Consider the following 22,263-nt stretch of genomic DNA (forward strand, 5'->3'; position numbering starts at 1 on the left):
AATCAGCAATTAAGCAGATTTAACCGCAGCAATAAGTTCTGCTTGACGAGTTTTTAACGCTTCTGGTAAACGCTCACCCAGCTTGTCGAACAATTCAGTGTGGCTTTCAAGTTCTTTGATCCATTGATCTTTATCTTGAGAAGTTACTAGGTCAAACTGTTCTTTAGTGAAGTCAGAACCACTCCAGTTCAACTGTTCGTAAGTAGGAACTAGGCCGATTGGTGTTTCAACAGCATCAGCACGACCTTCACAACGGTCAATAATCCACTCAAGAACACGCATGTTTTGACCGAAACCAGGCCATACGAAGTTGCCTTCAGCATCACGACGGAACCAGTTCACGTTGTAGATACCAGGAAGTTTGTTGCCAGCAGCAGCAGCTTTCGCTCCCACTTGCTCGCCCATTTCTAACCAGTGCGTGAAGTAATCCGCCATGTTGTAGCCAGCGAATGGCAGCATTGCGAACGGGTCACGACGAACAATGCCTTGTTGACCAACAGCAGCAGCAGTGGTTTCAGAGCCCATGGTTGCAGCTTTGTAAACACCATCAACCCAGTCAAATGCTTCTGAAATTAGAGGCACTGTGTCCGCGCGGCGACCACCGAAGATGAACGCAGAAATTGGAACACCTGCTGGATTTTCCCAGTCAGCGTCAATCGAAGGGCATTGACCAGCAGCAACAGTGAAGCGAGCATTTGGATGCGCAGCTTTTTCTTCGCCAGTGTGAGGTTGACCTTTCCAGTTGGTCAGGTTAGCAGGTACTTCTTTAGAAAGACCTTCCCACCAAACTTCACCGTTGTCAGTTACAGCAACGTTGGTATAGATCACATCTTTAGTTAATGTTGCCATACAGTTCGGGTTGGTCTTGGTATTTGTACCCGGTGCTACACCGAAGAAACCAGCTTCAGGGTTGATTGCATATAAGCGACCATCTTCACCTGGTTTGATCCAAGCAATATCGTCACCTACAGTTTCAATTTTCCAGCCTTCGTAGCCCGCTGGTGGAATCAACATCGCGAAGTTTGTTTTACCACATGCAGATGGGAATGCCGCTGCGATATAGTGTTTTTCGCCTTGTGGATTGGTCACGCCAAGGATCAGCATGTGTTCAGCTAACCAGCCTTGTTGACGACCCATAAATGATGCAATACGTAAAGCCAGGCATTTTTTACCAAGCAATGCGTTACCGCCGTAACCAGAACCGTAAGACCAGATCTCACGAGTTTCTGGATAATGCACGATGTATTTTTCAGGGTTGCAAGGCCATGCAACGTCTTTTTCGCCTTGTTCTAGCGGAGCGCCCACAGTATGTACACATGGAACGTATTCGCCATCAGTACCTAGAACGTCATAAACAGCTTTACCCATGCGAGCCATTTTAGACATGCTTACAGCAACGTAAGGAGAATCTGTTAATTCGATACCGATGTGTGCAATATGAGAACCTAAAGGACCCATAGAGAAAGGCACAACGTACAAAGTACGACCTTTCATAGAACCATCAAACAAACCGTTGAGGCGAGCGCGCATTTCAGCAGGTGCTTCCCAGTTGTTGGTTGCGCCAGCGTCTTCTTTGTTTTCAGAGCAAATGTAAGTACGACCTTCAACACGAGCAACGTCAGAAGGATCAGAATTCGCAAGATAAGAACCAGGATGAGTTTCTTGATTCAGTGCTTGCATTGTGCCGTTAGCGATCATCAAGTCGATATAACGTTGATATTCTTCTGCGCTACCGTCACACCATTCAATTTTTGCTGGTTTTGTTAATTTAGCAATCTCTTCCACCCAAGCAATAAGCTTAGGGTGACGAACGAATTCTGGTGCGTTCACTTGGGTCATGGTGAGGCCTATCTCAAATGTGTACAAAAAGGATGTACAAAGTACAATCCGAGCAATAAAAATGTTGCCCGGATGATATATGAAAAAAAGTGGCTGTATTAAAGCATAAAATGATAAAAAAAATAAGACCAAAGAAGCACTAGATTTCTTTTGGCATATAATGCTATTTTATTTGTAAATATAATGAAAACAATAAGATAAAACTAAATATTTGAATTGTCTCGGTTATTTATTTTAATTATGAATAGTATTTATTTTAAAAATTATTAATAAAATCAATTTATTAATTTTATAGCACGTCTCATATTCGTTATTGATTAAATAAATGGTTGCCATTTGAATTTTACATAAAGCTACTGTTAATTGTCTATGAATTGGACAAAATGCCAATAGGCTTCATAAAGTTGTGCGAAAAATGTCTAATCAATCTAAACCCTTATCGCTTATTTATAATCATAATGCTGGTTTTCGCATACAAGGGCCAGAAGGGATCTATGAACAACTGACTGAAATATTTTCAGCGCAAGGTTATCAGACTAAAGCTTATGAAATCAATGATTCACAGCAATTTGATCACGTTATGGCGGAGGTGTTGACACGACATTTAGCGTCGGATGAAGCAGGTATCGTGGTGGCAGCAGGTGGGGATGGTACTTTAAATACAGTCGCCAAACATTTATTGAATACGCAAATTTCTGTTGGAATTTTACCCTTGGGTACTTTTAATTATGTAGCCAGATTATTAGATATTCCCCTGGATTTAATTGAAGCCGCTAAAGTGATTGCCACGGGACAATCTAAACGTATCAATGTAGCCCAAATTAATCAGGATATTTATCTGAATAATGCCAGTTTGGGTCTGTATCCCTTATTTATCAAAAAACGTGAAGATTATAACCGGCGGTTTGGTCGATTGCCGTTACATGCCTATACTTCCGCACTGGATGTGCTGATTCGCGACCGTAAGGAACTGAAACTGGAAATCTGGGTAGATCACAAGAAATATCCGGTAAAAACACCCCTGATCTTTTTTGGCAACAATCCCTTGCAACTGGCAGATATGAAAATGCAGATTGCCAAAGCAGCAGAGCAGGGTAAAGTCGCAGGAGTAGTGGTTTCTAAAAGTGATAAGCTAACTTTATTTAAGCTTGTGTATCAGTTGGTTCGTGGCAAGATTGATCAGGCTTCGGATGTTTACAGTTTTGCAGCCGATCAAGTCCGTATCGAATCTAGATCCAAGAAATTGATGGTGGCGATTGATGGCGAAATCGTAGAAATGGCGCCGCCCCTCAATATTTCTGTTTTAAAAAACAGCCTGAGTGTAAGGGTGCCGCATGATCCTGCATCTGTCTGATCTGCATTTTGGGACAGAAAAACCCGAGTGTTTAGAGGCAATTCGACAGTTCTGTCAGACTCATCCTCTGGAAGCGGTCGTCGTCAGTGGTGATCTGACCCAACGCGCACGTTTAAGCCAGTTTTTGGCCTGTAAACGGTTTTTAGATCAGCTTGAGACACCTTATCTGGTAATTCCGGGTAATCATGATATTCCGCTCTATCATTTATGGAATCGGCTGTTCAATCCATTTACCCGTTATCAGCTTTTTTTTGGTGAACTTGAACCCACACTTGAAACAGACAACTTTTATCTGGTGGGGGTGAACTCAATCCGGCGCCGCTATCACACCAAAGGGCATTTATCGCTTGAGCAGATTCAGCGTATTGATCGGAAATTAGGCCAAGCGCCTTCTTCCAAATTAAAAATTATTGTCAGCCATCAACCGTTCTATGTGCCTTTTCAAAATAAGCGCGGTTTTAAGGATAGTCCATTGATGGCCAAAATTGCTTTAGAAGCTTGGGCAGCACATGGCCTGTTTGCAGTCTTGCATGGACATCTGCATCAACCTGCGGTTTATGATTTGAACCTGATCTTTGAGTTAGGGGCAGATCATCCTGTTTATGATGTACATGCAGGTACTTCAGCCTCGCATCGGCTACATAAAAAAGAGCCAAATAGTTTTAATCTGATTGATGCATCAGGAAAAATTTCCCAGTATTTATTCGATGATGTGACCCAGTCCTTTCTGTTAAAGCCTGATATGTTGAATAAATAGACGAAAAATCAGTATTCGTTAAAAAAAAGCAATTTTTTTTCATTTTTGCCCTTGAAGCGTTTTATTCCATCTCCATAAAAGTGACATCAAAAATTTTTGATGATGACCCATGGAATAATTAAGTCGTCATCAGTGATCTAAAAAAGACTTAGTCTGATGGAGTTAAATATGAGCAACATTCGTCCATTACATGACCGCGTTGTTATTCGTCGTGTTGAAGAAGAAACTAAAACAGCTGGCGGTATTTTACTTCCTGGTTCTGCTGCAGAAAAACCAGCTCAAGGTGAAATCATTGCTGTAGGTAATGGTCAAATCACTGACAATGGTGTACGTGCACTAGATGTAAAAGTTGGCGATAAAGTATTGTTCGGTACGTATGCGGGTACAACTGTGAAAGTTGACGGCGAAGAACTTCTTATTATGAAAGAATCTGACATTTTAGCGGTATTTGCTTAATTTCCGTTTAAAGTCGTCTTATATTCATCAGAATTTAAAAGATATTAAAAGTATTTGGAGTCAAAAATGTCAGCTAAAGACGTAAAATTTGGTGATTCAGCGCGCAGCAAAATGATTGCTGGTGTGAATATCCTTGCAGATGCAGTGAAAGTAACACTAGGTCCTAAAGGCCGTAACGTTGTGATCGACCGTTCTTTCGGTGCGCCGCACATCACCAAAGATGGTGTAACGGTTGCCAAAGAAATCACCCTAAAAGATAAATTCGAAAATATGGGTGCTCAGCTGGTTCGTGAAGTGTCTTCTAAAACCAATGACATCGCAGGTGATGGTACAACCACTGCAACTGTATTGGCTCAAGCAATTTTGAACGAAGGCATCAAGTCAGTGACAGCGGGTATGAACCCAATGGACCTGAAACGCGGTATTGATATTGCAGTTAAATCTTTGGTTGCTGAAATTAAAGCAACTGCTCAACCTGCGTCTGATTCTAAAGCGATTGAACAAGTCGGTTCGATCTCTGCAAACTCTGACACCACTGTAGGTAAACTGATTGCGCAAGCAATGGAAAAAGTGGGCAAAGAAGGCGTCATCACTGTAGAAGAAGGTTCAGGCTTTGAAGATTCTCTAGATGTGGTAGAGGGTATGCAGTTTGACCGCGGTTACATCTCGCCATACTTCGCAAACAAGCAAGACACGCTAACTGCGGAGCTTGAAAATCCGTTCATTCTTCTGGTTGACAAAAAAATCAGCAACATTCGTGAGTTGATCACAGTGCTTGAAGCAGTTGCGAAAACAGGTAAACCGCTTTTGATCATCGCTGAAGATGTTGAAGGCGAAGCGTTGGCAACTTTGGTTGTCAACAACATGCGCGGCATCATCAAAGTATGTGCAGTAAAAGCGCCTGGTTTTGGTGATCGTCGTAAAGCGATGCTGCAAGACATCGCGATCTTGACTGGCGGTACGGTGATTTCTGAAGAAATTGGCATGCAGCTAGATCAAACTGCACTTGAACATTTAGGTACTGCACATAAAGTGACTGTATCTAAAGAAAACACAGTGATTGTGGATGGTGCGGGCAATGCAGGTCAAATTTCTGAACGTGTTCAGCAAATCCGTGCGCAAATTGAAGAATCGACGTCTGAATATGACAAAGAAAAACTTCAAGAACGTGTTGCTAAATTGGCAGGCGGTGTTGCAGTGATCAAAATCGGTGCTGCGACTGAAGTTGAAATGAAAGAGAAGAAAGACCGTGTAGACGATGCCCTTCATGCAACGCGTGCTGCGGTTGAAGAAGGTGTGGTTGCAGGTGGTGGTGTTGCACTGGTACGTGCAGCGAAAGTATTGGATAACGTAACTGGCGCGAATGATGACCAAAATGTAGGTATCAACATTCTACGTCGTGCGATTGAAGCGCCGCTTCGTCAAATCGTATCGAATGCGGGTGATGAGCCTTCAGTGGTGATCAATGCTGTGAAAAATGGCGAAGGCAACTTCGGTTATAACGCGGCAACAGGTGTTTATGGCGATATGCTCGAAATGGGTATTCTTGACCCAGCAAAAGTAACGCGTTCTGCACTTGAGCATGCTGCTTCTGTTGCTGCATTAATGTTGACAACTGAATGTATGATCACGGATATTCCAGAAGACAAGCCTGCAATGCCTGATATGGGCGGCATGGGTGGTATGGGCGGCATGATGTAATTCATGTTGATCATCCGATCTTAAAAAAATCCCCGCAATAGCGGGGATTTTTTTATTCTTTACAAAATTATGATGAAGACTTTTTAACTAATTTATAATTTAAATTACTCTCAATTTTTTTACCTGATTCAACATCACGTGCTTCGATAAAATTTTCGCCAACAAAGAATTTACGGTTTTCAGCTTTGTTATCTAATGTGATGAGTGATGGATCCTGAGGATCAAAACTAAAACTGCCTTTGAGCTCAAATTCATTATTATTAGCTTTCCCTAAATATTCTTCACTCAGTTCATAAGTCTTATCTGAATTAAGCTGTAACTCGACCTTAATCCCTTCACAGTCAGCACAAGGAAAAACACCTTCGTATTCACCTGCCCAATCTAGCGAGGTTTCTGCGCTATCAGTACGGTTCACACTGGTATTCGCGTTATTTTGCTCCATCATGGTTGGGCTGGATTGAGCATTATTGTTCATCGGCTCATTGTCATTCTGTTTTGAACATGCTGTCAACGTTGATGAAATAGCGACTGCCATCGCAGCGGTGAATATAAATTTCTTCATTGTTTTGATCCTATGGATTTATTTGTTAGCTAATTACATTAAAAGCAGTCTGTATAGATAAATAGAGCAATCTTGTTAAAGTTTGATTCATTAGGTGAATCAGGCCAGAGTTATTGATAAGTGAGCAGGATTTAAGAATTTTTAGCCAAGTTTAAAGTCACTTTATGCTGTTTCATTAACCAATTCTGAACGCTATGATTAGAAAATAATGATAATGCGGAGGGGATAATGAAATTAGAACAAGAAAATAATCTGATTGCAAAAATTTATGACGCTGCTGTATTGCCATCTTTATGGCTGGACGTGATCAAAGATATCGTGAGCTATACTAAAAGTAAGAGTGCAATTTTTACCGGTCTGGATCAGCTTAATCCAGGCTATGATTTTGTCTATACGCACAATATCCCGAATGAAAGTTTGGCTGCCTATCAGGATGAGCGTATCAGAGTGATTGATATGAAACTGCATATGCCATTATGGAATGCGATCGAGATGGGCGATGCATTGAGTCATAACTGTCAGCACTATGCAGAACAGCCGGGTACGGATCACTATGTGTTCTATGAGAAGTGTTTAAAGCCTAGCGGTGTATCTTATCTGGCTGGCGTATTGCTGGATCGGGGAAATTATCGTTGGGCGGTACTGGGTATTCATCGTGCGCCTGAGGTGCAGCCTTTTGAACAGGCAGAGCTGGATTTTCTAAGACGCATCAGTATTCATTTACGCCGGGCTTTGCAAATTCACCGGCAAATCAACTTGATTCAACAAGATAATTTAAGCTTGTATACCGTATTGGATAGTTTAAAAACCGGAATTGTACTACTCGATCAAAACCTGTGTTTAAGTTATTCCAATCCTGTTGCGCAAAAAATGCTTGATCAAAATTCATGTCTGGATCTAGATATACATAACCGTCTAAAAACCAATTATGCTCAGCAGATACGTTTTGATCAGCTATTAGAAAGTGCTTTACTGGAAGATACGACCATTCAGACTGAAGTGGGTGGAGTCTTGGCGTTGAGTGATGGGGCAGGCTCACAATTCATGCTGACGGTGGTGCCATTTAAAAAATTAAGAAATATGCAACATTTACAGTCTGCTCAGCATCAAATTGCCTTATTTATGACAGATAAAAACCAGCATTATTCCCTGTCAAGAGCTTACCTACAACAGTGTTACCAGCTTTCCAAAAGAGAGTTTGATTTATGCGAGTTGTTAATTAATGGTTATAAAATAGAAGATATTGCAGAACAGTGTGGCATTACGTTGAGTTCGGTACGGACGTATTTTAAAAATATTTATGAAAAAACCCAATGTTGTTCGCAAATCGAACTGATGCACTTATTAATGGGATGTACGATTCAGTTTGAACATATTGATTAAAATAACGCCATCTTCTGATGGGATTATCTGAGTTGATTTTATTTTAGTTGAGTCGAGAGAGTGTAAAACCACCTTCGCCACTTCCCGTCAATGTGAGGATAATAGCATCAATTGTACCTAACAAACCTAAATGTGCATGAGTCTCGGAAAGACCTGTACAACCGTTGGTATCAATGATCTGAACAATCTACAAATAATTTACTATCTCGGATCTGGTAGTTACCATATTCGATTCCCGCTCCACTACAAGATGTGTCTCCAGCTTCGACTTGATCATGCCCGATAGCATCAACTAGCGTATATGTATGATTTGCCTTGAAAACGAATAATTGTTTACCCGAACCTGAGCTCCAGGCACCTATAATTCCCGAATTATGAAGGGTAATTTTCGTAAAAATTGCACTTTCATCTGGATTTTGGGCTTCCGAAATTTTTAATTGAGTGCTGTCGAAGAATATTTTCATATGGCTTAATCATTGTCCGAACCGCCACATGCCGTGATTAACCCCGTTAAAGCAAGACAAATTAAAGTCTTTTTCATCAGAATCTTGCTGAAATTATAATGTCAGGGAAGTATAAAAAGACGTGATGTTTTGCCATATCCCAAAATGAGGAGGTTAGGAGCATTTTAGTGAATAAGCTCTTGAATTTATTTCACAATCATCGTTGATGGAGCGAGAGAGTCAAATCTGAGAGCAGCTTGATGGGTAAATTAAGTTGAAATGTATAAGTGTTTAATTCATTTTTTATTTGAAAAATCTAATTATACAAATATAGATTAATTGGTTATTTGTTGTGCAATTTGCACTATCTATATTTGCTTAGATTGCTAGAATCTGCGCAGATTTGAATAGAACTGGTGCATAAGGTGTTTGAGAAGTTAGCAGAACAAAGTCTGAACATGATGGGTTGGGAAATTGATAATCACTGGCCATTAGATTTAGAGCAATGTGTCATGATTGCTGCTCCTCATACCAGTAACTGGGATGCACTCTATGCGCGTCTGGCTTTGAAAGCGTTAGGTGTGAATGTTCGCTTAACCATTAAAGACAGTTATATGAAATTTCCATTGGGGCCTTTTGTACGGGCGATGGGCGGAATCGGGATTGACCGTCGACCTAAGCAGCCGGGTGAGCCGCGTCCGAGCATGGTACAGGTGATGACGGATTTATTTAAGACCCATCCCAAACTGGTCATGCTGGTCACACCAGAAGCGACACGTGCCAAACAGGAACAGTGGAAGACCGGTTTTTATCATGTTGCGATCAATGCGGGTGTGCCGATTGCTTTGGCTTATATGGACTATGCCAAGAAAAAAACTGGCGTAGGTAAAATTGTTTATCCGACAGGGGATTATGAAAAAGATATGGCGGAAATCATGGCATTTTATGCAGATATTCAGCCAAAATTCCCTGAATGTTTCAGTGTCGATCAGCGTTATTATCAGAATTAAAATTGCGTTGTAAAAAGAGCAGGGTATTTTCCCTGCTTTTTTATTGCCTAAGAATTAAGAATATCAGACAAATACTACTTAGTTTTCAGAAGCGGGTAAAATTCCACCGAGGCTTTGACAGGCACTTTTATACAGCTCATATTGCTGTTGCACAACTTCCGATAAGGGAATATCAAATAACTTTTCACCTTGGTGATAATGCTCGATATACGCTTCGGCCTTGGATTTTGTGCTATAGAGCGAATGCTGATAATAATCGGTCATGCTGGTATGCGACATCTGTGACATCTCGATCTGGGAGCACTGGAAATTTTGCAGCAGCTGTTCCGATTTTTTCAGATCGCTAGACATACAACTTGCCAGCAATAAGGTACTGAGCAATGTCGTGATAAATTTCATAGAAAATAGACAAAAGGTTTTATGGGAACACCGTATTGTAGAAGTAAAACCCGGTCACAAAACCTTTTTAATCTACCAGATGGTCAAAAAATAGAACAATAGAATCTAAAAATCCCGGTCTATTCTCTAAACATCTAACCTTTAACCAAGCCACCATCCACAATCAGGTTTTGTCCGGTTACTGCACGTGAATAAGGCGATAAAAACATCAGGATTGCAGCAGCAAACTCTTCTGGTGTAATCACGCGGCGTAAAGGAGTTGATTGAGCAATTAGATCAAAAACAAAGTCTGGTGTGGCTTTACTGGCATCTGTGGTTTGTAACAGACCGCCAGAGAGCATATTGACATTAATACCATATTGTCCCAAATCCTGCGCCGTAGTGCGAGTAAAGGCCAATAAAGCCGCTTTTGCTGCGGTATAGTCATGATAAGGAACCACCGGATTTTGCACCAAGTTTGTGCCGATATTGACGATCCGGCCAAAACCCGCATGCTTCATATCGTCCAGTGCGGCTTGCGTGGTATTGAGGGCGGCCTGTACTGCACCACTGAATTGACGCGACATGGTCTCCCAAGTTAAATCTTCAACCTTAGGACGATCATCCCCATTAAATTCAAACTGAATCAGCGCATTATTGACGACCGCATGAATCGCTTCCCCGAAATGGTTTTTTGCCGCAGTAAATAAAGTCCGTACCTGATCAGCCTGAGTGACATCGGCCTGATAAATAAAGACCTGCTCGGGATACTGCTGCGCAAGCTGTTCGGCGGTTTGCTGACTGCTATGATAATTGACGACGACGCGAGCACCTTCTGCCAATAGGGCTTGAGTAATCGCCAAACCCAAGCCACGTGCTCCGCCGGTAACGAGAACAATCTGATCACGAATCTGCATAATGATGATCTATATTACGAAATATTGGCCCTAACATAGCAGTTATGTCAGCGGATTCAAGCCTGAGGCAAAGTAAACCAACTCTGCATGAGATTGGGCTTAAATGAATTGGGACGCTATAAGAAAACAGCCGGCGCTGAACAGCAAACTTAGGATAATACGTTTAAACAGCAGTTCAGAAATTTTATAGAAGAGTTTTGCCCCTAAAATGGCCGGAATACTGACAAAAATTATTAACACTGCCATATAGGGTAAATGACTTTGATCGATCATACCTTGCCATAGATAGGTACCGAGTGCGAAGACCTGAACTGCAAAATTAAAATGCCTCAAGATATAGCGTTGCTGGGCTTTCGGGAGTTGTTTCAACATCACCCATGCTGAAGGGACAGCTCCGCAGAAACCACCGAGTCCACCTAATATTCCACCCATCAATCCGATACTACTGTCGGCTATTTTTCCCGAGCGCTGAATGGTTTTGATTTGTGGATTGAGCAGCATCAGCGGAGACCAGAGCACCAGAAAAATGCCCAAAACCAATTTAAATGTATCAGCTTGGATGATGTGCAGCAGGTAAGTGCCGAGCGGTACGCCAATCAGACCAGCCACTAAATAAGGCAGTAGCCACTGTTTAGATAATATTGGGGGCTTCTGTTCCTGCGTCAGTGAAATTAAATGACTCCAGATGGAAGCAAATACCAGCAAGGGCGCTGCCAGTTGCGGAGCCAATACCCAGACCCAGAATGACATGGCAATCAGGGCAAAGGCAAAACCGGTCAGCCCCTGTACGAAACCAGCGACCATTGCACCAAGAATAAATAACAGCCAGGTCATAAAGGTAAGGTCAGAAGGAAAGGCAGCAGTATTCTAAAGATCAGGGCAAAAGCCAAGCTTTTAGTTAGCTGTATTTATGCAAATTAAAGTTCAAATGTGCGTAAAATATTAAAACGAAAATAAGGAATGAGTTTTTTATTCCTGCATAAAAAATGCATAAATCACTACAACAGAGCAACAATGAGTTCGTTTAGTCTCCATGAACTCGCCTGATACTGATAGGGTGCAGTAAAGAGATTAGGGACATGATTAAAAAAGCGATTTTACTTTCTGTATTGGCAGTGTCATTAACTGGTTGTGTGGTTGATCCATGGGATGATGGTTCTCGTGATCACCGGGATCGCAACGGACATTATGATCGAGACCACAAGGATCGTGACTGGAAAAATCGGGAGCATAGAGATCATCGGGATTGGAAGCGTGACAGAGGTGACAACCGTGATTGGCGCCGTGATCGTGACTAAAATGATTCTCGCATCTTTCAGTTTGACTATTATTGACAAAAAAGGATTCCACCGCGGAATCCTTTTTTAATGGGTCTTAATTGTAACTTTATTTAAGAAACACTTTTTTGATAAAGCCCTGCACGCACTGTGCCGGCTTTGGTATTTTTAATGAGTCGCCATGACGCTGGTAATTTAAGCAACTGTAGATCACGGTCTGCTTCCACATAAATATAAGCATTATTTTTCACCAGATGATCCGCCTGTAATGCCAGCTCTTCCCATAAGTTCAGGCTATACGGTGGATCGAGAAAAACCAGATCAAATTGTGTTTGCAGGCTGGTTAAAGCTTGCTGCGCCGTTGCTATTTTCAATTGGGCGCGTGCTTTGGTGACTTGTAATAGTTCAAGATTCTGGGTCAGGAATTGTGCCTGAGTATGATCCGGTTCAATCATGACGACTGAGGCCGCACCACGCGATAAGGCTTCAAAAGCCAAGGCACCAGATCCTGCACAAATGTCCAAAACCTGTGCATTTTGTACGTCCCACATAAGCCAGTTAAACAGGGTTTCGCGTACTCGATCAGGCGTCGGGCGTAAACCCTCAATGCTGGCAAAAGGTAGTTGACGACGTTTCCAGTCACCCCCAATAATTCGAAGTTGGTTTTTCATTTTAGTCTCGTTCTACCGGTGTGGGAGCAGGAGGCGCTACAGCTGGAGCAGCTGCATTTGCAGATGGATTGGTGGCAGGATCTGGTGGCTGAATATTGGCTGGAGCTACAGTTGCTGCATCTTGACTCAACATGCCTGCACCACTTGGCAATTCAGCAGGCTTGATTCCGGCTGTCATCAGACCACCACTGAGCTGATGACCTTGCGGGCGTACCGGCTTCTTATCTTTATGCAGCAACCAGTAATCAAAAATCGGACGAGCCAGCACAGTGGCTGCACTACCGCCACGACCATTTTCCAGAATGACCGCAATCGCAATTTCAGGATTTTCAGCAGGTGCAAAACCGACAAACAGGCCATGATCCAGCTGACGGTCGGTCAATAAGGATTCATTATAACGCTTGCCTTGAGCAATACTCTTCACCTGAGCTGTACCAGTTTTACCTGCAATGGAATATTGTAAGCCACTTTTGATGCCTCGGCCTGTACCAGATTGAATCACGTCGACCATGGCATCACGCATCTTGATCCAGTCTTCTTCCTGACCATTAAAATCGATTTTGCCGTGGGTACCATTATGTACCTTGAACGTTTTGGCACCGCGACTTTCACGTAACACATGCGGAATGACTTTATTGCCATGGTTGGCGGTAATGGCAGTTGCCATGGCCAGTTGTAACGGCGTTGAAGTGAAAGCCCCCTGACCGATACTCACCGAAATAGTTTCACCTCGTAACCATTTGGCGTTACGGGTACGCATCTTCCATTCCGGGTTCGGGTACAGTCCTGAGCTTTCACTTGGTAAATCCACGCCGGTTTTTTCACCAAAACCAAACTGACGCATCCAGGTGTTCATTTTCTCAATGCCCATGCGGTAGGACATGACATAGAAATAAGTATCACAAGAAACGACCTGAGCTTTGTGCATGTTGACTGCGCCATGCCCGGATTTTTTATGGTCACGGAAGCGGTGACTATCGCCCGGCAGACTGAAATAGCCCGGATCAGAAATAGTGGTATCCCAGTCCACCAGACCATAATGCAGGCCGCCCAATGCAAACATCGGTTTAATGGTTGAACCAGGAGGATAAACCCCTTGCACGGCGCGGTTGTATAAAGGTTGATCCAGATTATCACGCAGATCACTATAATCTTTATGACTGATACCGGTCACAAACAGATTTGGATTGAAACTTGGGCTGGAAACCAGCGCCAGAATTTCCCCAGTTTTCGGATTCATCGCCACAATCGCACCACGGCGTCCAGCCAGTTGCTCTGAAGCCACCACCTGCAAACCATAATCCAGTGACAAGAACAGATCATTACCGCGCACCGGATCCTTACGGCCCAAATGCCGTAGCACATTACCAAAAGCATCCGCTTCTACCGATTCATTTCCTGGCACCCCATGCAGAAGTTCTTCATAGGATTTTTCTACCCCAATTTTCCCGATCAGGTTGGTCCCGGCATACAGATCCTTGTCAATGGCTTTGAGTTCTTTGTCATTAATCCGGCCCACATAACCAATCACATGGGCAAACAGGTCGCCATGCGGATAATAGCGGGTCATCTGGGTTTCAATATTCACGCCCGGAAACTGATATTTGACCTCGCTAAAACGGGCAATATCATTTTCATTCAGGTTGAGCTTGATCGAAACCCGTTCGGTTCTACGTGCTGTTTTGATCCGGCTTTGGAAGCGTTCAATATCTTCTTCGGTCAGCTCCAGAATAGGCTTCAGACGTTCCAAAGTCTGGTCAATATCCTGCACATCGGCGCGGCTTAAAGTTGCGGTAAAAACCGGGTAGTTATCGGCCAGCAATACGCCGTTACGGTCATAAATATAACCGCGCGCTGGAGGCAGAGGTTGCAGACGAATCCGGTTTTGGTCAGAAGCGGTACTGAAGGTCTCGAAATTAAAGAGTTGTAAATAAGCATAGCGGCTGACCAGCAGCAGCATAAAAAAGATGACGATTCCAACAGAAATCCATACTCGACTACGATAGATGCGCTTTTCTTGTTGTGCATTTTTTAAAGGAAAGTGCTGCTTCATACGCGATCGACTTGAGACCTGAGGAAAGGAGGAAAGAATCAAAGTGGAATATTCTAACGCAACTGGACTTGATTTGATAATGAAAAACTGCCATTACGATCAGTTCCTTTAAGCTTTGACTTTGCAGACATGAAAATTGTAAAGTGCTGTATATAAGAGTTGTGATAATTCTGATACAGTAAAATCGAATAAAAATAGGACTATACCAAAAACTATAATTAAGGAAGATGGTGAAGGAATGAACAAGGTTTACCCTTTGTTGGCGTTTGCATTGTGGGCGAACGGGGCCTATGCACATGATCAAATCAATAATACTGCAGATAAAGTAGAAGCGACTCAGGCAAAAGCCTTTAATGTTGGGGCTGGTTTTACCCGGAAGCTGGTACATTTAAATACTGAATGGGTTAATCCTTATGGGATTGCTTATGTGAAAGGTGGGGTTTTTCTGGATGATGATCGAACGATAGGGGGACAAGTAGGCTTTCGTTATCCTGCGCATCTGACCGGCAAGGATAAAAATGGGTATTATGTCGGAGGCTATGCGGGTCATATTGAAAGCAAACGCGTCGACAATGAATACAAGGCCCGCTTAGGTGCTGGAATTGATTTGGCCTATGTTTTGTTGAGTTCAGAGCGAATCAGCAGTTTTAGTGTCGGCATTGGTGCCGGAGAGAAATTTGAAGATCGAAATGGTCGTGTGGTGGCCGAAACTGAACCGCGACTACAATTTTCCTATACTTTAAGTATCGGTTTATAGACAAAATATTTGACCTTATAAATATGTGTATTCTGTGAACAAAAAATTAAATATGGAACTTATGCATGCTTGAGTACGTCAACGAATTGTGGCAAACCTTTGTGAATCGCCCGGATTTTTGGGCCGTGCTCAGCATTATTCCGGTGACCGCATTTGTAACGTGGGCTCACGTCTGGATGGCACTGAAAATGGTGTTTTATCCGATCAATTTTTGGGGTGTCCATCTCGGTCCTGTACCTGTCGGCTGGCAGGGGATCGTGCCACGCAAAGCTGGCCGTATTTCAGGCATTATTACCGATAACACTTTGTCTAAACTAGGTTCCATCCGCGAATTTTTAGAGGCCATGGATCCAGATGATATGGCACGGATCATTGGTGAACAGGTTGGTTTTGAACTTGAACATCTGATTGATGAAGTGATGATGGATCGTAATGCAGTCCTTTGGGAAAACCTGCCTTTTGCCATCAAACGCAGAATTTATGCACAGGCACAAAAACAAATGCCGGCAATTTTGCGTGAATTGGTGACCGAGCTGACCATGAACGTCGAGTCACTTGTCGATATGCGTGAAATGGTGGTCAGCCAGATGGAAGGTGACCGTCGGTTAATGGTGCGCATGTTCCTGAAAGTGGGCCAAAAAGAAATCAATTTTATTTGGCATATCAGTGCACTCATCGGCATGTTCTTTGGTATTTTCCAGATGATTGTCTGGTTCGTGGTGCCTTGGCACTGGACTGTCCCGTTCTGGGCTGCCATCTGGGGCTTTTTGACTAACTGGATTGCGATCTGGATGGTATTCAACCCGCTCTATCCGCATCCGGTAAAGTACCCGCAATTCTTTAGCCGTACCACAAGTCGCAAGTTTCCATGGATTAAACCTGTCATTCCGCGTATTGGCACCTATAACATACAAGGTGCATTTATGAAACGTCAGGATGAAGTCTCTGATGTTTTCGCAAGTGTAGTCACAGAAGATCTGATTACGTTAAAATCGATCATGACCGAGATGATGTATGGCGGGAAAAAAGACAAAACCCGCCGCATTGTCAAACGTCATATTAATGAAATTATGGAAACACCCCTGGTTCGGACCTCTTTACAGCTGTCTTTAGGGCCAAAAGAGTATGCAAAACTCAAGACGGACTTGATCGATCGCTCGATTGAAATTACGATGGTGCCTGTATGCGACCCAGCATTTAATGCGAGCCGTGCACAGAAAATCTATCAAATGTTTAGAGACCGCATACGCGAGTTGACTCCGAAGGAGTTTCAGAATCTTTTACGTCCTGCATTTCAGGAAGATGAATGGATTCTGATTTTATTGGGTGGGGTAACCGGTTTTGTCGCGGGTTTAATCCATTTGTTTGTGGCTTTCTTATAATGAGATGCCGGGGGACACAATCGGGCGATTGTGGTCGTGGCGTCATACATATTGTTTAAATGAGGATGTTTATATATGCGCATTATCTTACTCGGACCACCTGGAGCAGGTAAAGGTACACAAGCTCAGTTGATCTGTAAGCGCTACAATATCCCACAAATTTCAACCGGTGATATGCTCCGTGCTGCAATTCGTGAAGGAACTGAATTAGGTCTACAAGCTAAAAGTGTCATGGACAATGGCGGTTTGGTTTCTGATGAGTTGATCATTGGTCTGGTCAAAGAGCGTATTGCGCAACCTGATTGTGTAAATGGCTGTATTTTTGATGGTTTCCCGCGTACCATTCCTCAAGCAGAAGCTTTAGAAAACGAAGGTATCAACATCGATCACGTGATTGAAATCGATGTTCCAGATGAAGAGATCGTACAACGTCTTTCTGGCCGTCGTCAGCACCCGGCATCTGGCCGTGTGTATCACATCGTTTATAACCCGCCAAAAGTGGAAGGTAAAGATGACGAAACGGGTGAAGATCTGGTTCAGCGTCCAGATGATCTGGAAGCGACAATTCGTAAGCGTTTAGGTTCTTACCATACTGAAACTGAGCAACTGGTGGGCTTCTATCAGGGCCGTGCAGCATCAGGTGAAAATGCACCGACTTACAACAAGTTAAACGGTCTGCGTCCAATCGATCAGGTTCAGACTGAGCTTTTCGCGATTCTGGATCAAGCAAAATAATCGGCTAACGATGATTTTGACAATCGAAGAGCCCTAAGTCATATTAGGGCTCTTTTTTATTGCGTATTTGAACAGGTGCTATGGCTATGAAATTTGGCGTGTTGGTATTAATGGTTATATTTCTGGCAGTGTTGATGGGTCTGTTCTATATGAGTTTTAAAATACTGAATAAAGTACGTCAGGAAGAACGTGCAGAAAATGCAGCCAAGCATCCACAACGCCAGTTGCACCCGAAATTGCAGGCGGAGCTTGAACAGCGCAAAAAAGAACAGGAACAGGCTGAACACGATCAGAATAAATAATTCGGCATGCTTCAGTGGAAGCTGAGTCCAGTTTTAAATAAAAGCGGTATGCTGAAAATTGTAGAAAAGGTGAGGTATTGATCACCTTTTTTTCGGTCTTAGTTTAGTTCTGCAATTCTATTCAGAAATAGCGATATTCTTCACTGCAATTGCGCGTGCTGCACCAAATTCAAAACGATCAGGCCAGTTACACACATCGGCGACCACACATTCATGACATTTCGGTTTACGGGCAATACAGCAATAACGGCCATGTAAAATCAGCCAGTGATGAGAATCAATGATAAATTCTTTCGGAATCACTTTGACCAGTCGATGCTCAACTTCAAGCACATTTTTACCTGTAGCCAGCCCGGTACGGTTACCAACCCGGAAAATATGTGTATCCACCGCCATGGTCGGTTGACCAAAGGCAGTATTCAGCACCACATTGGCCGTTTTGCGTCCCACACCCGGCAAGGCTTCCAGATCCGCACGATTATCCGGTACCACGCTGTTGTGCTTCTGAATCAGCATCTCACAGGCTTTAATTACGTTGACTGCTTTTGAGTTATATAAACCAATAGTCTTGATATATTCCTTTAAACCATCCACACCAAGCGCATAAATCGTTTCCGGTGTATTGGCGACTGGAAACAGTTTGTCCGTGGCCTTATTCACGCTGACATCGGTGGCTTGGGCAGACAGAGTCACGGCGACCAGTAATTCAAAGGGATTGGCATAATTCAGCTCGGTTTTCGGATTGGGGCGCTGTTCACGCAGGCGTTCAAAAAAGGTCTGAATCTGTTTTTTGGTCATGTTTTTTACAGGTTTTGTGCTCGCAGTGGTCATGTACTTATCCCTGTAAGGTCTGTAATTTTTCAGCTAATTCTGTCAGTTGCAGGCGTTTGCTGGCATCTTCACGAACCGAAAGCTGTTTTTCCAGCTTTTTAATTTGGGTGCGTAGTTTTGCCAGTTCAATCGTGGTTTTAGAATCTAGCGTAATCGGAGTATTCGCCGGCTTATTCACAACTTCAATCACAGGAAGCTGCTCATTTAAAGCAGAGAACTGGGCAAACAGGGCAGTATTGATTTCTGCACGGACGACTGGGCCCTTGCGGTCAGTACGGCGTTTTTCTTCACGCTGGATATGCGCATAATAGCGCTGACGTAAATCGTCCTGCTCAGCAATACGCTGTGCTTCAGTCGGCAAAGGCTGTGGGTCTTCGACCAGATCGATACAGTCAACCGGACACGGTGGAATGCACAGTTCGCAGCCAGTACACAGATCGGTCAGAATTGTATGCATCAGTTTGCCGGCGCCAATAATCGCATCGACCGGGCAGGCGCTAATACATTTGGTACAGCCTATACATTCATCTTCACGAATTACGGCTTTGATGCGCTGCGGGCGACCGTCGGCTTGAATGGGCCAGACACTTTCTTCTGCCACAAGTTCAGGACGATTTAATAATGCAGCCAAAGCATCGGCAACAGGCTGTCCGCCTGGCACACATTTATTGGCATTTTCACCCTCAGCAATCGACTGGGCATAAGGTAAACATCCGTCACGATGACCACAGAGTCCACATTGGGTTTGAGGGAGTAAAGCATCAATCGATTGGACCAGAGAAATTGGCGAATTCATGAATAACCAGAGCTGCTCATGCTGAGCTTTGCAGTAAGTGAAACAAAATATGTCGAGTTATGCATTTTAACATATTTTTAAACTCCTAAGTCGTGCGCAATTAAAGGTCAAGTTATGCTTTATTATTAAGCATAAATCTGAATCTAAGCCTTGATTCAATTGGCATTTCCTGACATAGAAAAAATATTCATAATCAATATAAATATTTGTTATCAAATTAATTTTAAAGTATTTTCAAAAAAAGTATTGTAGATTAGTTACAAAAGATATTTAATATTTTGCGCCAAAATTTAACATTGATTGTAAATTTGACCAATTTTGATCCATTTTCTGCTGAGGATTAAGCGTTGAAATACAACACACTTAATGAGTTCCTAGATTACGTAAAATCACGTGATGCACACCAACCAGAATTTCTTCAAGCTGTCGAAGAAGTGATGACCAGTTTGTGGCCATTCATTCAAAAGAATCCACAATACGCAGCACATGGTTTGCTAGAACGTCTAGTTGAGCCAGAACGTGCGATCCAGTTCCGAGTTTCTTGGGTAGATGACCAAGGTCAAACTCAGGTAAACCGTGCGTTCCGCGTACAATACAACTCAGCGATCGGTCCATTTAAAGGTGGTATGCGTTTCCACCCTTCAGTGAATCTTTCAATCCTAAAATTCTTAGGCTTTGAGCAAACATTTAAAAATGCTTTAACCACACTTCCTATGGGTGGTGGTAAAGGCGGTTCTGATTTTGACCCTAAAGGCAAATCAGAAGGCGAAATCATGCGTTTCTGCCAAGCTTTAATGATCGAGCTATATCGTCACCTGGGTGCGAACACAGATATCCCTGCAGGTGATATTGGTGTGGGCGGTCGTGAAGTGGGCTATATGGCCGGCATGATGAAAAAATTAAGTAACGACACTGCATGTGTATTCACCGGTAAAGGTTTAACCTTCGGTGGTTCATTGGCGCGTCCGGAAGCAACGGGTTACGGTACTGTGTATTTCGCTGAGGAAATGCTCAAGTCTCGTGGCGAAAGCTTCAAAGACAAAGTTGTCGCAATTTCAGGTTCTGGTAACGTTGCGCAATATGCTGCTGACAAAGCGTTGTATCTGGGCGCGAAAGTGGTTTCACTTTCTGACTCTGCGGGTACGGTTCACGTCAAAGACGGTTTCACTGAAGCATTGCTTGCTGAAGTGATGGAACTTAAAAACGTAAAACGGGGTCGTATTTCAGAATTTGCCTCTAAACATGGTTTTGAATATCTGGAAGGACAACGTCCTTGGGGTATTCCATGTGATATCGCACTGCCATGCGCGACTCAAAACGAACTGGATGCGGAGGATGCTGAAAAGCTTCTCGCAAATGGCGTGATCTGTGTCGCTGAAGGTGCAAACATGCCTTCAACCTTGGCTGCTGTAGAGAAATTCGTTGAAGCGAAAACGCTTTATGCGCCAGGTAAAGCATCAAATGCAGGTGGTGTTGCCACTTCTGGTCTGGAAATGTCGCAAAATGCATTGCGTTTAGGCTGGACCTTTGAGGAAGTTGATGAGCGCTTACATGCGATCATGAAAGAAATTCACCGTAACTGCGTAAAATTCGGTACCAAAGAAGACGGTACCGTGAACTATGTAGACGGTGCCAACATTGCAGGTTTCGTAAAAGTGGCTGATGCAATGCTTGCTCAAGGCGTATTCTAAGTCTGATTGAGTGTCGCTTTAAAAAAACCGAGGCCATAGCCTCGGTTTTTTTATGGATAGATATTTTATAATGAACCTTTCACGGCTTCGCGCTCGACTGCCATGTCATAAATATAAGCATATTTAGATTGATCTGCCGCAGGGTTCTTAATTTCAAAACGTTTTAGCCGAATAATCTGGCGTTCATTCGGTGAATGCTGAAAACCTTCAATCTGGTCATAGAATAATGTCCAGTCCTTATCGACCTGGGTCTTCAGACCGTTTTGATCATATTTAACCTGTTTGACTTGCAAGCAGCTTTGCTGAGCCACACCGGTACATGATTTGGTATCTGGGGAAATTTCCAGAAAAATTGTTTCAGCTTGCCCCTGATATCTGGTTTCCGGAGTCATTTTCCCGGTAAATTCATATTTTTGACCATCGGCAGCGGAAAGCGTTAGGGTCGGCTGGTCAAGGTTCGTGGTATTGAGCGCAAAAGGAATTGCACGTTTTTGTAAAAGCTGGCTGACAAAGCGTTCCTGTTGCATCAGTGCGGTATCGCAGGCCATTTCGGTTCCTATGACTTCGCTGGTGCTGATAATATTATCTTTCACTGACCAGTTTGTACTGAGTCCATTGCAGCCCGTCACGGCGCTCAGGCGGCCTTGAGCATCGAAACTGAGCACGATTGGCCGTTCCAGCCCGCGATCTAGTTGCCAGTGGTAGGCAGAAAGAAGCTGATTTGCACTTTTTTGTTGTAGGGTAGCCACTGTACGATCTCCAGCCTGCTGAATATCACCAGACTGACAGGCTGCAAAAGTTAAAGGTAATAATGCCAGTACAATAAAGTTTAATTTCATGGATTTATAATAAAGAACAAAGAATTGAAATGATAACGGATGCATTTCTAAAAGATATGGATACATATCGCAGATTTTGGTTGCAAAATGTATCCAAATTTAAAAGTTAAAATTTTGAGTTTTCAATCA

General features: G+C 43.1%; 23 protein-coding genes. 12 read left to right on the forward strand and 11 right to left on the reverse strand.

Annotated elements, in window-relative coordinates; all coding sequences use genetic code 11:
* Positions 1-9 precede the first annotated feature (9 nt).
* Complete coding sequence (locus GVV58_RS09670) at positions 10-1,839, reverse strand: phosphoenolpyruvate carboxykinase (GTP) (protein ID WP_159516437.1); 1,830 nt, start codon at positions 1,837-1,839, stop codon at positions 10-12.
* 415 nt (positions 1,840-2,254) lie between these two features.
* Between GVV58_RS09670 and GVV58_RS09675 the strand changes: the two genes are divergently transcribed.
* From GVV58_RS09675 to groL, 4 genes are all read left to right on the forward strand, one after another.
* Entirely contained in the window at positions 2,255-3,193 is a 939-nt protein-coding gene (locus GVV58_RS09675) for a diacylglycerol kinase family protein (protein ID WP_159138047.1), read from the forward strand.
* Positions 3,174-3,950 (forward strand): metallophosphoesterase, encoded by a 777-nt coding sequence (locus GVV58_RS09680; RefSeq protein ID WP_005096310.1) that lies wholly within the window; start codon positions 3,174-3,176, stop codon positions 3,948-3,950. Before GVV58_RS09675 ends, GVV58_RS09680 begins: the two co-directional genes overlap by 20 nt.
* Before the next feature lie 168 nt (positions 3,951-4,118).
* Positions 4,119-4,406, forward strand: a complete 288-nt coding sequence (locus GVV58_RS09685) for a co-chaperone GroES (RefSeq protein ID WP_005096311.1) — start codon at positions 4,119-4,121, stop codon at positions 4,404-4,406.
* Positions 4,407-4,472: 66 nt separating this feature from the next.
* Complete coding sequence (gene groL, locus GVV58_RS09690) at positions 4,473-6,107, forward strand: chaperonin GroEL (RefSeq protein ID WP_005096312.1); 1,635 nt, start codon at positions 4,473-4,475, stop codon at positions 6,105-6,107.
* Between the two features lie 67 nt (positions 6,108-6,174).
* Here the strand turns inward: groL and GVV58_RS09695 are convergent, their stop codons facing one another.
* Positions 6,175-6,669, reverse strand: a complete 495-nt coding sequence (locus GVV58_RS09695) for a copper resistance protein NlpE (protein ID WP_159516438.1) — start codon at positions 6,667-6,669, stop codon at positions 6,175-6,177.
* Positions 6,670-6,897: 228 nt separating this feature from the next.
* Between GVV58_RS09695 and GVV58_RS09700 the strand changes: the two genes are divergently transcribed.
* Positions 6,898-8,052 carry a LuxR C-terminal-related transcriptional regulator gene (locus GVV58_RS09700; RefSeq protein WP_159516439.1) on the forward strand — a complete coding sequence of 385 codons (1,155 nt, stop codon included), beginning with the start codon at positions 6,898-6,900 and terminating at the stop codon, positions 8,050-8,052.
* A 170-nt stretch (positions 8,053-8,222) separates the two neighbouring features.
* Here GVV58_RS09700 and GVV58_RS09705 read toward each other — a convergent pair whose 3' ends face one another.
* Positions 8,223-8,516 (reverse strand): hypothetical protein, encoded by a 294-nt coding sequence (locus GVV58_RS09705; RefSeq protein ID WP_159516440.1) that lies wholly within the window; start codon positions 8,514-8,516, stop codon positions 8,223-8,225.
* A gap of 440 nt (positions 8,517-8,956) precedes the next feature.
* Between GVV58_RS09705 and GVV58_RS09710 the strand changes: the two genes are divergently transcribed.
* A complete protein-coding gene (locus GVV58_RS09710; protein WP_171294118.1) occupies positions 8,957-9,505 on the forward strand; it encodes a 1-acyl-sn-glycerol-3-phosphate acyltransferase in 549 nt (182 codons plus the stop codon).
* A 78-nt stretch (positions 9,506-9,583) separates the two neighbouring features.
* Here GVV58_RS09710 and GVV58_RS09715 read toward each other — a convergent pair whose 3' ends face one another.
* The 3 genes from GVV58_RS09715 to GVV58_RS09725 all read right to left on the reverse strand — a co-directional run bounded on the left by GVV58_RS09715 (position 9,584) and on the right by GVV58_RS09725 (position 11,634).
* On the reverse strand, positions 9,584-9,904 hold the full coding sequence (locus GVV58_RS09715; RefSeq protein WP_159516441.1) for a hypothetical protein: 321 nt from the start codon (positions 9,902-9,904) through the stop codon (positions 9,584-9,586).
* A 134-nt stretch (positions 9,905-10,038) separates the two neighbouring features.
* Positions 10,039-10,800 carry a 3-oxoacyl-ACP reductase gene (locus tag GVV58_RS09720; protein WP_159516442.1) on the reverse strand — a complete coding sequence of 254 codons (762 nt, stop codon included), beginning with the start codon at positions 10,798-10,800 and terminating at the stop codon, positions 10,039-10,041.
* Between the two features lie 99 nt (positions 10,801-10,899).
* The gene (locus GVV58_RS09725) at positions 10,900-11,634 is read right to left on the reverse strand and encodes a sulfite exporter TauE/SafE family protein (protein ID WP_159516443.1); all 735 of its coding nucleotides are present in this window, start codon (positions 11,632-11,634) and stop codon (positions 10,900-10,902) included.
* A 245-nt stretch (positions 11,635-11,879) separates the two neighbouring features.
* On the opposite strand from GVV58_RS09725, the gene GVV58_RS09730 reads away from it, so the two are divergent.
* Complete coding sequence (locus GVV58_RS09730) at positions 11,880-12,098, forward strand: hypothetical protein (protein WP_005171910.1); 219 nt, start codon at positions 11,880-11,882, stop codon at positions 12,096-12,098.
* Positions 12,099-12,190: 92 nt separating this feature from the next.
* Here GVV58_RS09730 and rsmD read toward each other — a convergent pair whose 3' ends face one another.
* Together rsmD and mrdA are read right to left on the reverse strand one after the other, a co-directional pair.
* Complete coding sequence (gene rsmD, locus GVV58_RS09735; protein WP_159516444.1) at positions 12,191-12,748, reverse strand: 16S rRNA (guanine(966)-N(2))-methyltransferase RsmD; 558 nt, start codon at positions 12,746-12,748, stop codon at positions 12,191-12,193.
* 1 nt (position 12,749) lies between these two features.
* Positions 12,750-14,801, reverse strand: a complete 2,052-nt coding sequence (gene mrdA, locus GVV58_RS09740; RefSeq protein WP_005171906.1) for a penicillin-binding protein 2 — start codon at positions 14,799-14,801, stop codon at positions 12,750-12,752.
* 238 nt (positions 14,802-15,039) lie between these two features.
* On the opposite strand from mrdA, the gene GVV58_RS09745 reads away from it, so the two are divergent.
* From GVV58_RS09745 to GVV58_RS09760, 4 genes are all read left to right on the forward strand, one after another.
* Positions 15,040-15,558, forward strand: a complete 519-nt coding sequence (locus GVV58_RS09745; RefSeq protein WP_005096326.1) for a hypothetical protein — start codon at positions 15,040-15,042, stop codon at positions 15,556-15,558.
* Between the two features lie 65 nt (positions 15,559-15,623).
* Positions 15,624-16,940, forward strand: coding sequence for a hypothetical protein (locus GVV58_RS09750; RefSeq protein ID WP_005096327.1), 1,317 nt, complete (start codon positions 15,624-15,626; stop codon positions 16,938-16,940).
* Between the two features lie 75 nt (positions 16,941-17,015).
* Positions 17,016-17,675 carry an adenylate kinase gene (gene adk, locus GVV58_RS09755; RefSeq protein ID WP_005096329.1) on the forward strand — a complete coding sequence of 220 codons (660 nt, stop codon included), beginning with the start codon at positions 17,016-17,018 and terminating at the stop codon, positions 17,673-17,675.
* Between the two features lie 86 nt (positions 17,676-17,761).
* A complete protein-coding gene (locus tag GVV58_RS09760; RefSeq protein ID WP_005096331.1) occupies positions 17,762-17,977 on the forward strand; it encodes a DUF3149 domain-containing protein in 216 nt (71 codons plus the stop codon).
* A gap of 117 nt (positions 17,978-18,094) precedes the next feature.
* Here the strand turns inward: GVV58_RS09760 and nth are convergent, their stop codons facing one another.
* A complete protein-coding gene (gene nth / locus GVV58_RS09765; protein WP_100328794.1) occupies positions 18,095-18,808 on the reverse strand; it encodes an endonuclease III in 714 nt (237 codons plus the stop codon).
* 4 nt (positions 18,809-18,812) lie between these two features.
* Positions 18,813-19,604, reverse strand: a complete 792-nt coding sequence (locus tag GVV58_RS09770) for an RnfABCDGE type electron transport complex subunit B (protein ID WP_100328793.1) — start codon at positions 19,602-19,604, stop codon at positions 18,813-18,815.
* 347 nt (positions 19,605-19,951) lie between these two features.
* Between GVV58_RS09770 and gdhA the strand changes: the two genes are divergently transcribed.
* Complete coding sequence (gene gdhA, locus GVV58_RS09775; RefSeq protein ID WP_005096336.1) at positions 19,952-21,295, forward strand: NADP-specific glutamate dehydrogenase; 1,344 nt, start codon at positions 19,952-19,954, stop codon at positions 21,293-21,295.
* A 65-nt stretch (positions 21,296-21,360) separates the two neighbouring features.
* On the opposite strand, the gene GVV58_RS09780 is transcribed toward gdhA, so the two are convergent.
* Entirely contained in the window at positions 21,361-22,134 is a 774-nt protein-coding gene (locus GVV58_RS09780; RefSeq protein ID WP_216070546.1) for an META and DUF4377 domain-containing protein, read from the reverse strand.
* Between the last annotated feature and the right edge of the window lie 129 nt (positions 22,135-22,263).

Source organism: Acinetobacter sp. 18QD2AZ41W (genome assembly GCF_009829025.1).
In the GTDB taxonomy this organism is placed as follows: domain Bacteria; phylum Pseudomonadota; class Gammaproteobacteria; order Pseudomonadales; family Moraxellaceae; genus Acinetobacter; species Acinetobacter pseudolwoffii.

Bases quoted from the DNA above. Each gene is read 5' to 3' on its own strand.
- GVV58_RS09670 (WP_159516437.1), bottom strand. From the start codon at position 1,839: ATGACCCAAGTGAACGCACCAGAATTCGTTCGTCACCCTAAGCTTATT.
- GVV58_RS09675 (WP_159138047.1), top strand. From the start codon at position 2,255: ATGTCTAATCAATCTAAACCCTTATCGCTTATTTATAATCATAATGCT.
- GVV58_RS09680 (WP_005096310.1), top strand. From the start codon at position 3,174: ATGATCCTGCATCTGTCTGATCTGCATTTTGGGACAGAAAAACCCGAG.
- GVV58_RS09685 (WP_005096311.1), top strand. From the start codon at position 4,119: ATGAGCAACATTCGTCCATTACATGACCGCGTTGTTATTCGTCGTGTT.
- groL (WP_005096312.1), top strand. From the start codon at position 4,473: ATGTCAGCTAAAGACGTAAAATTTGGTGATTCAGCGCGCAGCAAAATG.
- GVV58_RS09695 (WP_159516438.1), bottom strand. From the start codon at position 6,669: ATGAAGAAATTTATATTCACCGCTGCGATGGCAGTCGCTATTTCATCA.
- GVV58_RS09700 (WP_159516439.1), top strand. From the start codon at position 6,898: ATGAAATTAGAACAAGAAAATAATCTGATTGCAAAAATTTATGACGCT.
- GVV58_RS09705 (WP_159516440.1), bottom strand. From the start codon at position 8,516: ATGAAAATATTCTTCGACAGCACTCAATTAAAAATTTCGGAAGCCCAA.
- GVV58_RS09710 (WP_171294118.1), top strand. From the start codon at position 8,957: ATGGGTTGGGAAATTGATAATCACTGGCCATTAGATTTAGAGCAATGT.
- GVV58_RS09715 (WP_159516441.1), bottom strand. From the start codon at position 9,904: ATGAAATTTATCACGACATTGCTCAGTACCTTATTGCTGGCAAGTTGT.
- GVV58_RS09720 (WP_159516442.1), bottom strand. From the start codon at position 10,800: ATGCAGATTCGTGATCAGATTGTTCTCGTTACCGGCGGAGCACGTGGC.
- GVV58_RS09725 (WP_159516443.1), bottom strand. From the start codon at position 11,634: ATGACCTGGCTGTTATTTATTCTTGGTGCAATGGTCGCTGGTTTCGTA.
- GVV58_RS09730 (WP_005171910.1), top strand. From the start codon at position 11,880: ATGATTAAAAAAGCGATTTTACTTTCTGTATTGGCAGTGTCATTAACT.
- rsmD (WP_159516444.1), bottom strand. From the start codon at position 12,748: ATGAAAAACCAACTTCGAATTATTGGGGGTGACTGGAAACGTCGTCAA.
- mrdA (WP_005171906.1), bottom strand. From the start codon at position 14,801: ATGAAGCAGCACTTTCCTTTAAAAAATGCACAACAAGAAAAGCGCATC.
- GVV58_RS09745 (WP_005096326.1), top strand. From the start codon at position 15,040: ATGAACAAGGTTTACCCTTTGTTGGCGTTTGCATTGTGGGCGAACGGG.
- GVV58_RS09750 (WP_005096327.1), top strand. From the start codon at position 15,624: ATGCTTGAGTACGTCAACGAATTGTGGCAAACCTTTGTGAATCGCCCG.
- adk (WP_005096329.1), top strand. From the start codon at position 17,016: ATGCGCATTATCTTACTCGGACCACCTGGAGCAGGTAAAGGTACACAA.
- GVV58_RS09760 (WP_005096331.1), top strand. From the start codon at position 17,762: ATGAAATTTGGCGTGTTGGTATTAATGGTTATATTTCTGGCAGTGTTG.
- nth (WP_100328794.1), bottom strand. From the start codon at position 18,808: ATGACCACTGCGAGCACAAAACCTGTAAAAAACATGACCAAAAAACAG.
- GVV58_RS09770 (WP_100328793.1), bottom strand. From the start codon at position 19,604: ATGAATTCGCCAATTTCTCTGGTCCAATCGATTGATGCTTTACTCCCT.
- GVV58_RS09780 (WP_216070546.1), bottom strand. From the start codon at position 22,134: ATGAAATTAAACTTTATTGTACTGGCATTATTACCTTTAACTTTTGCA.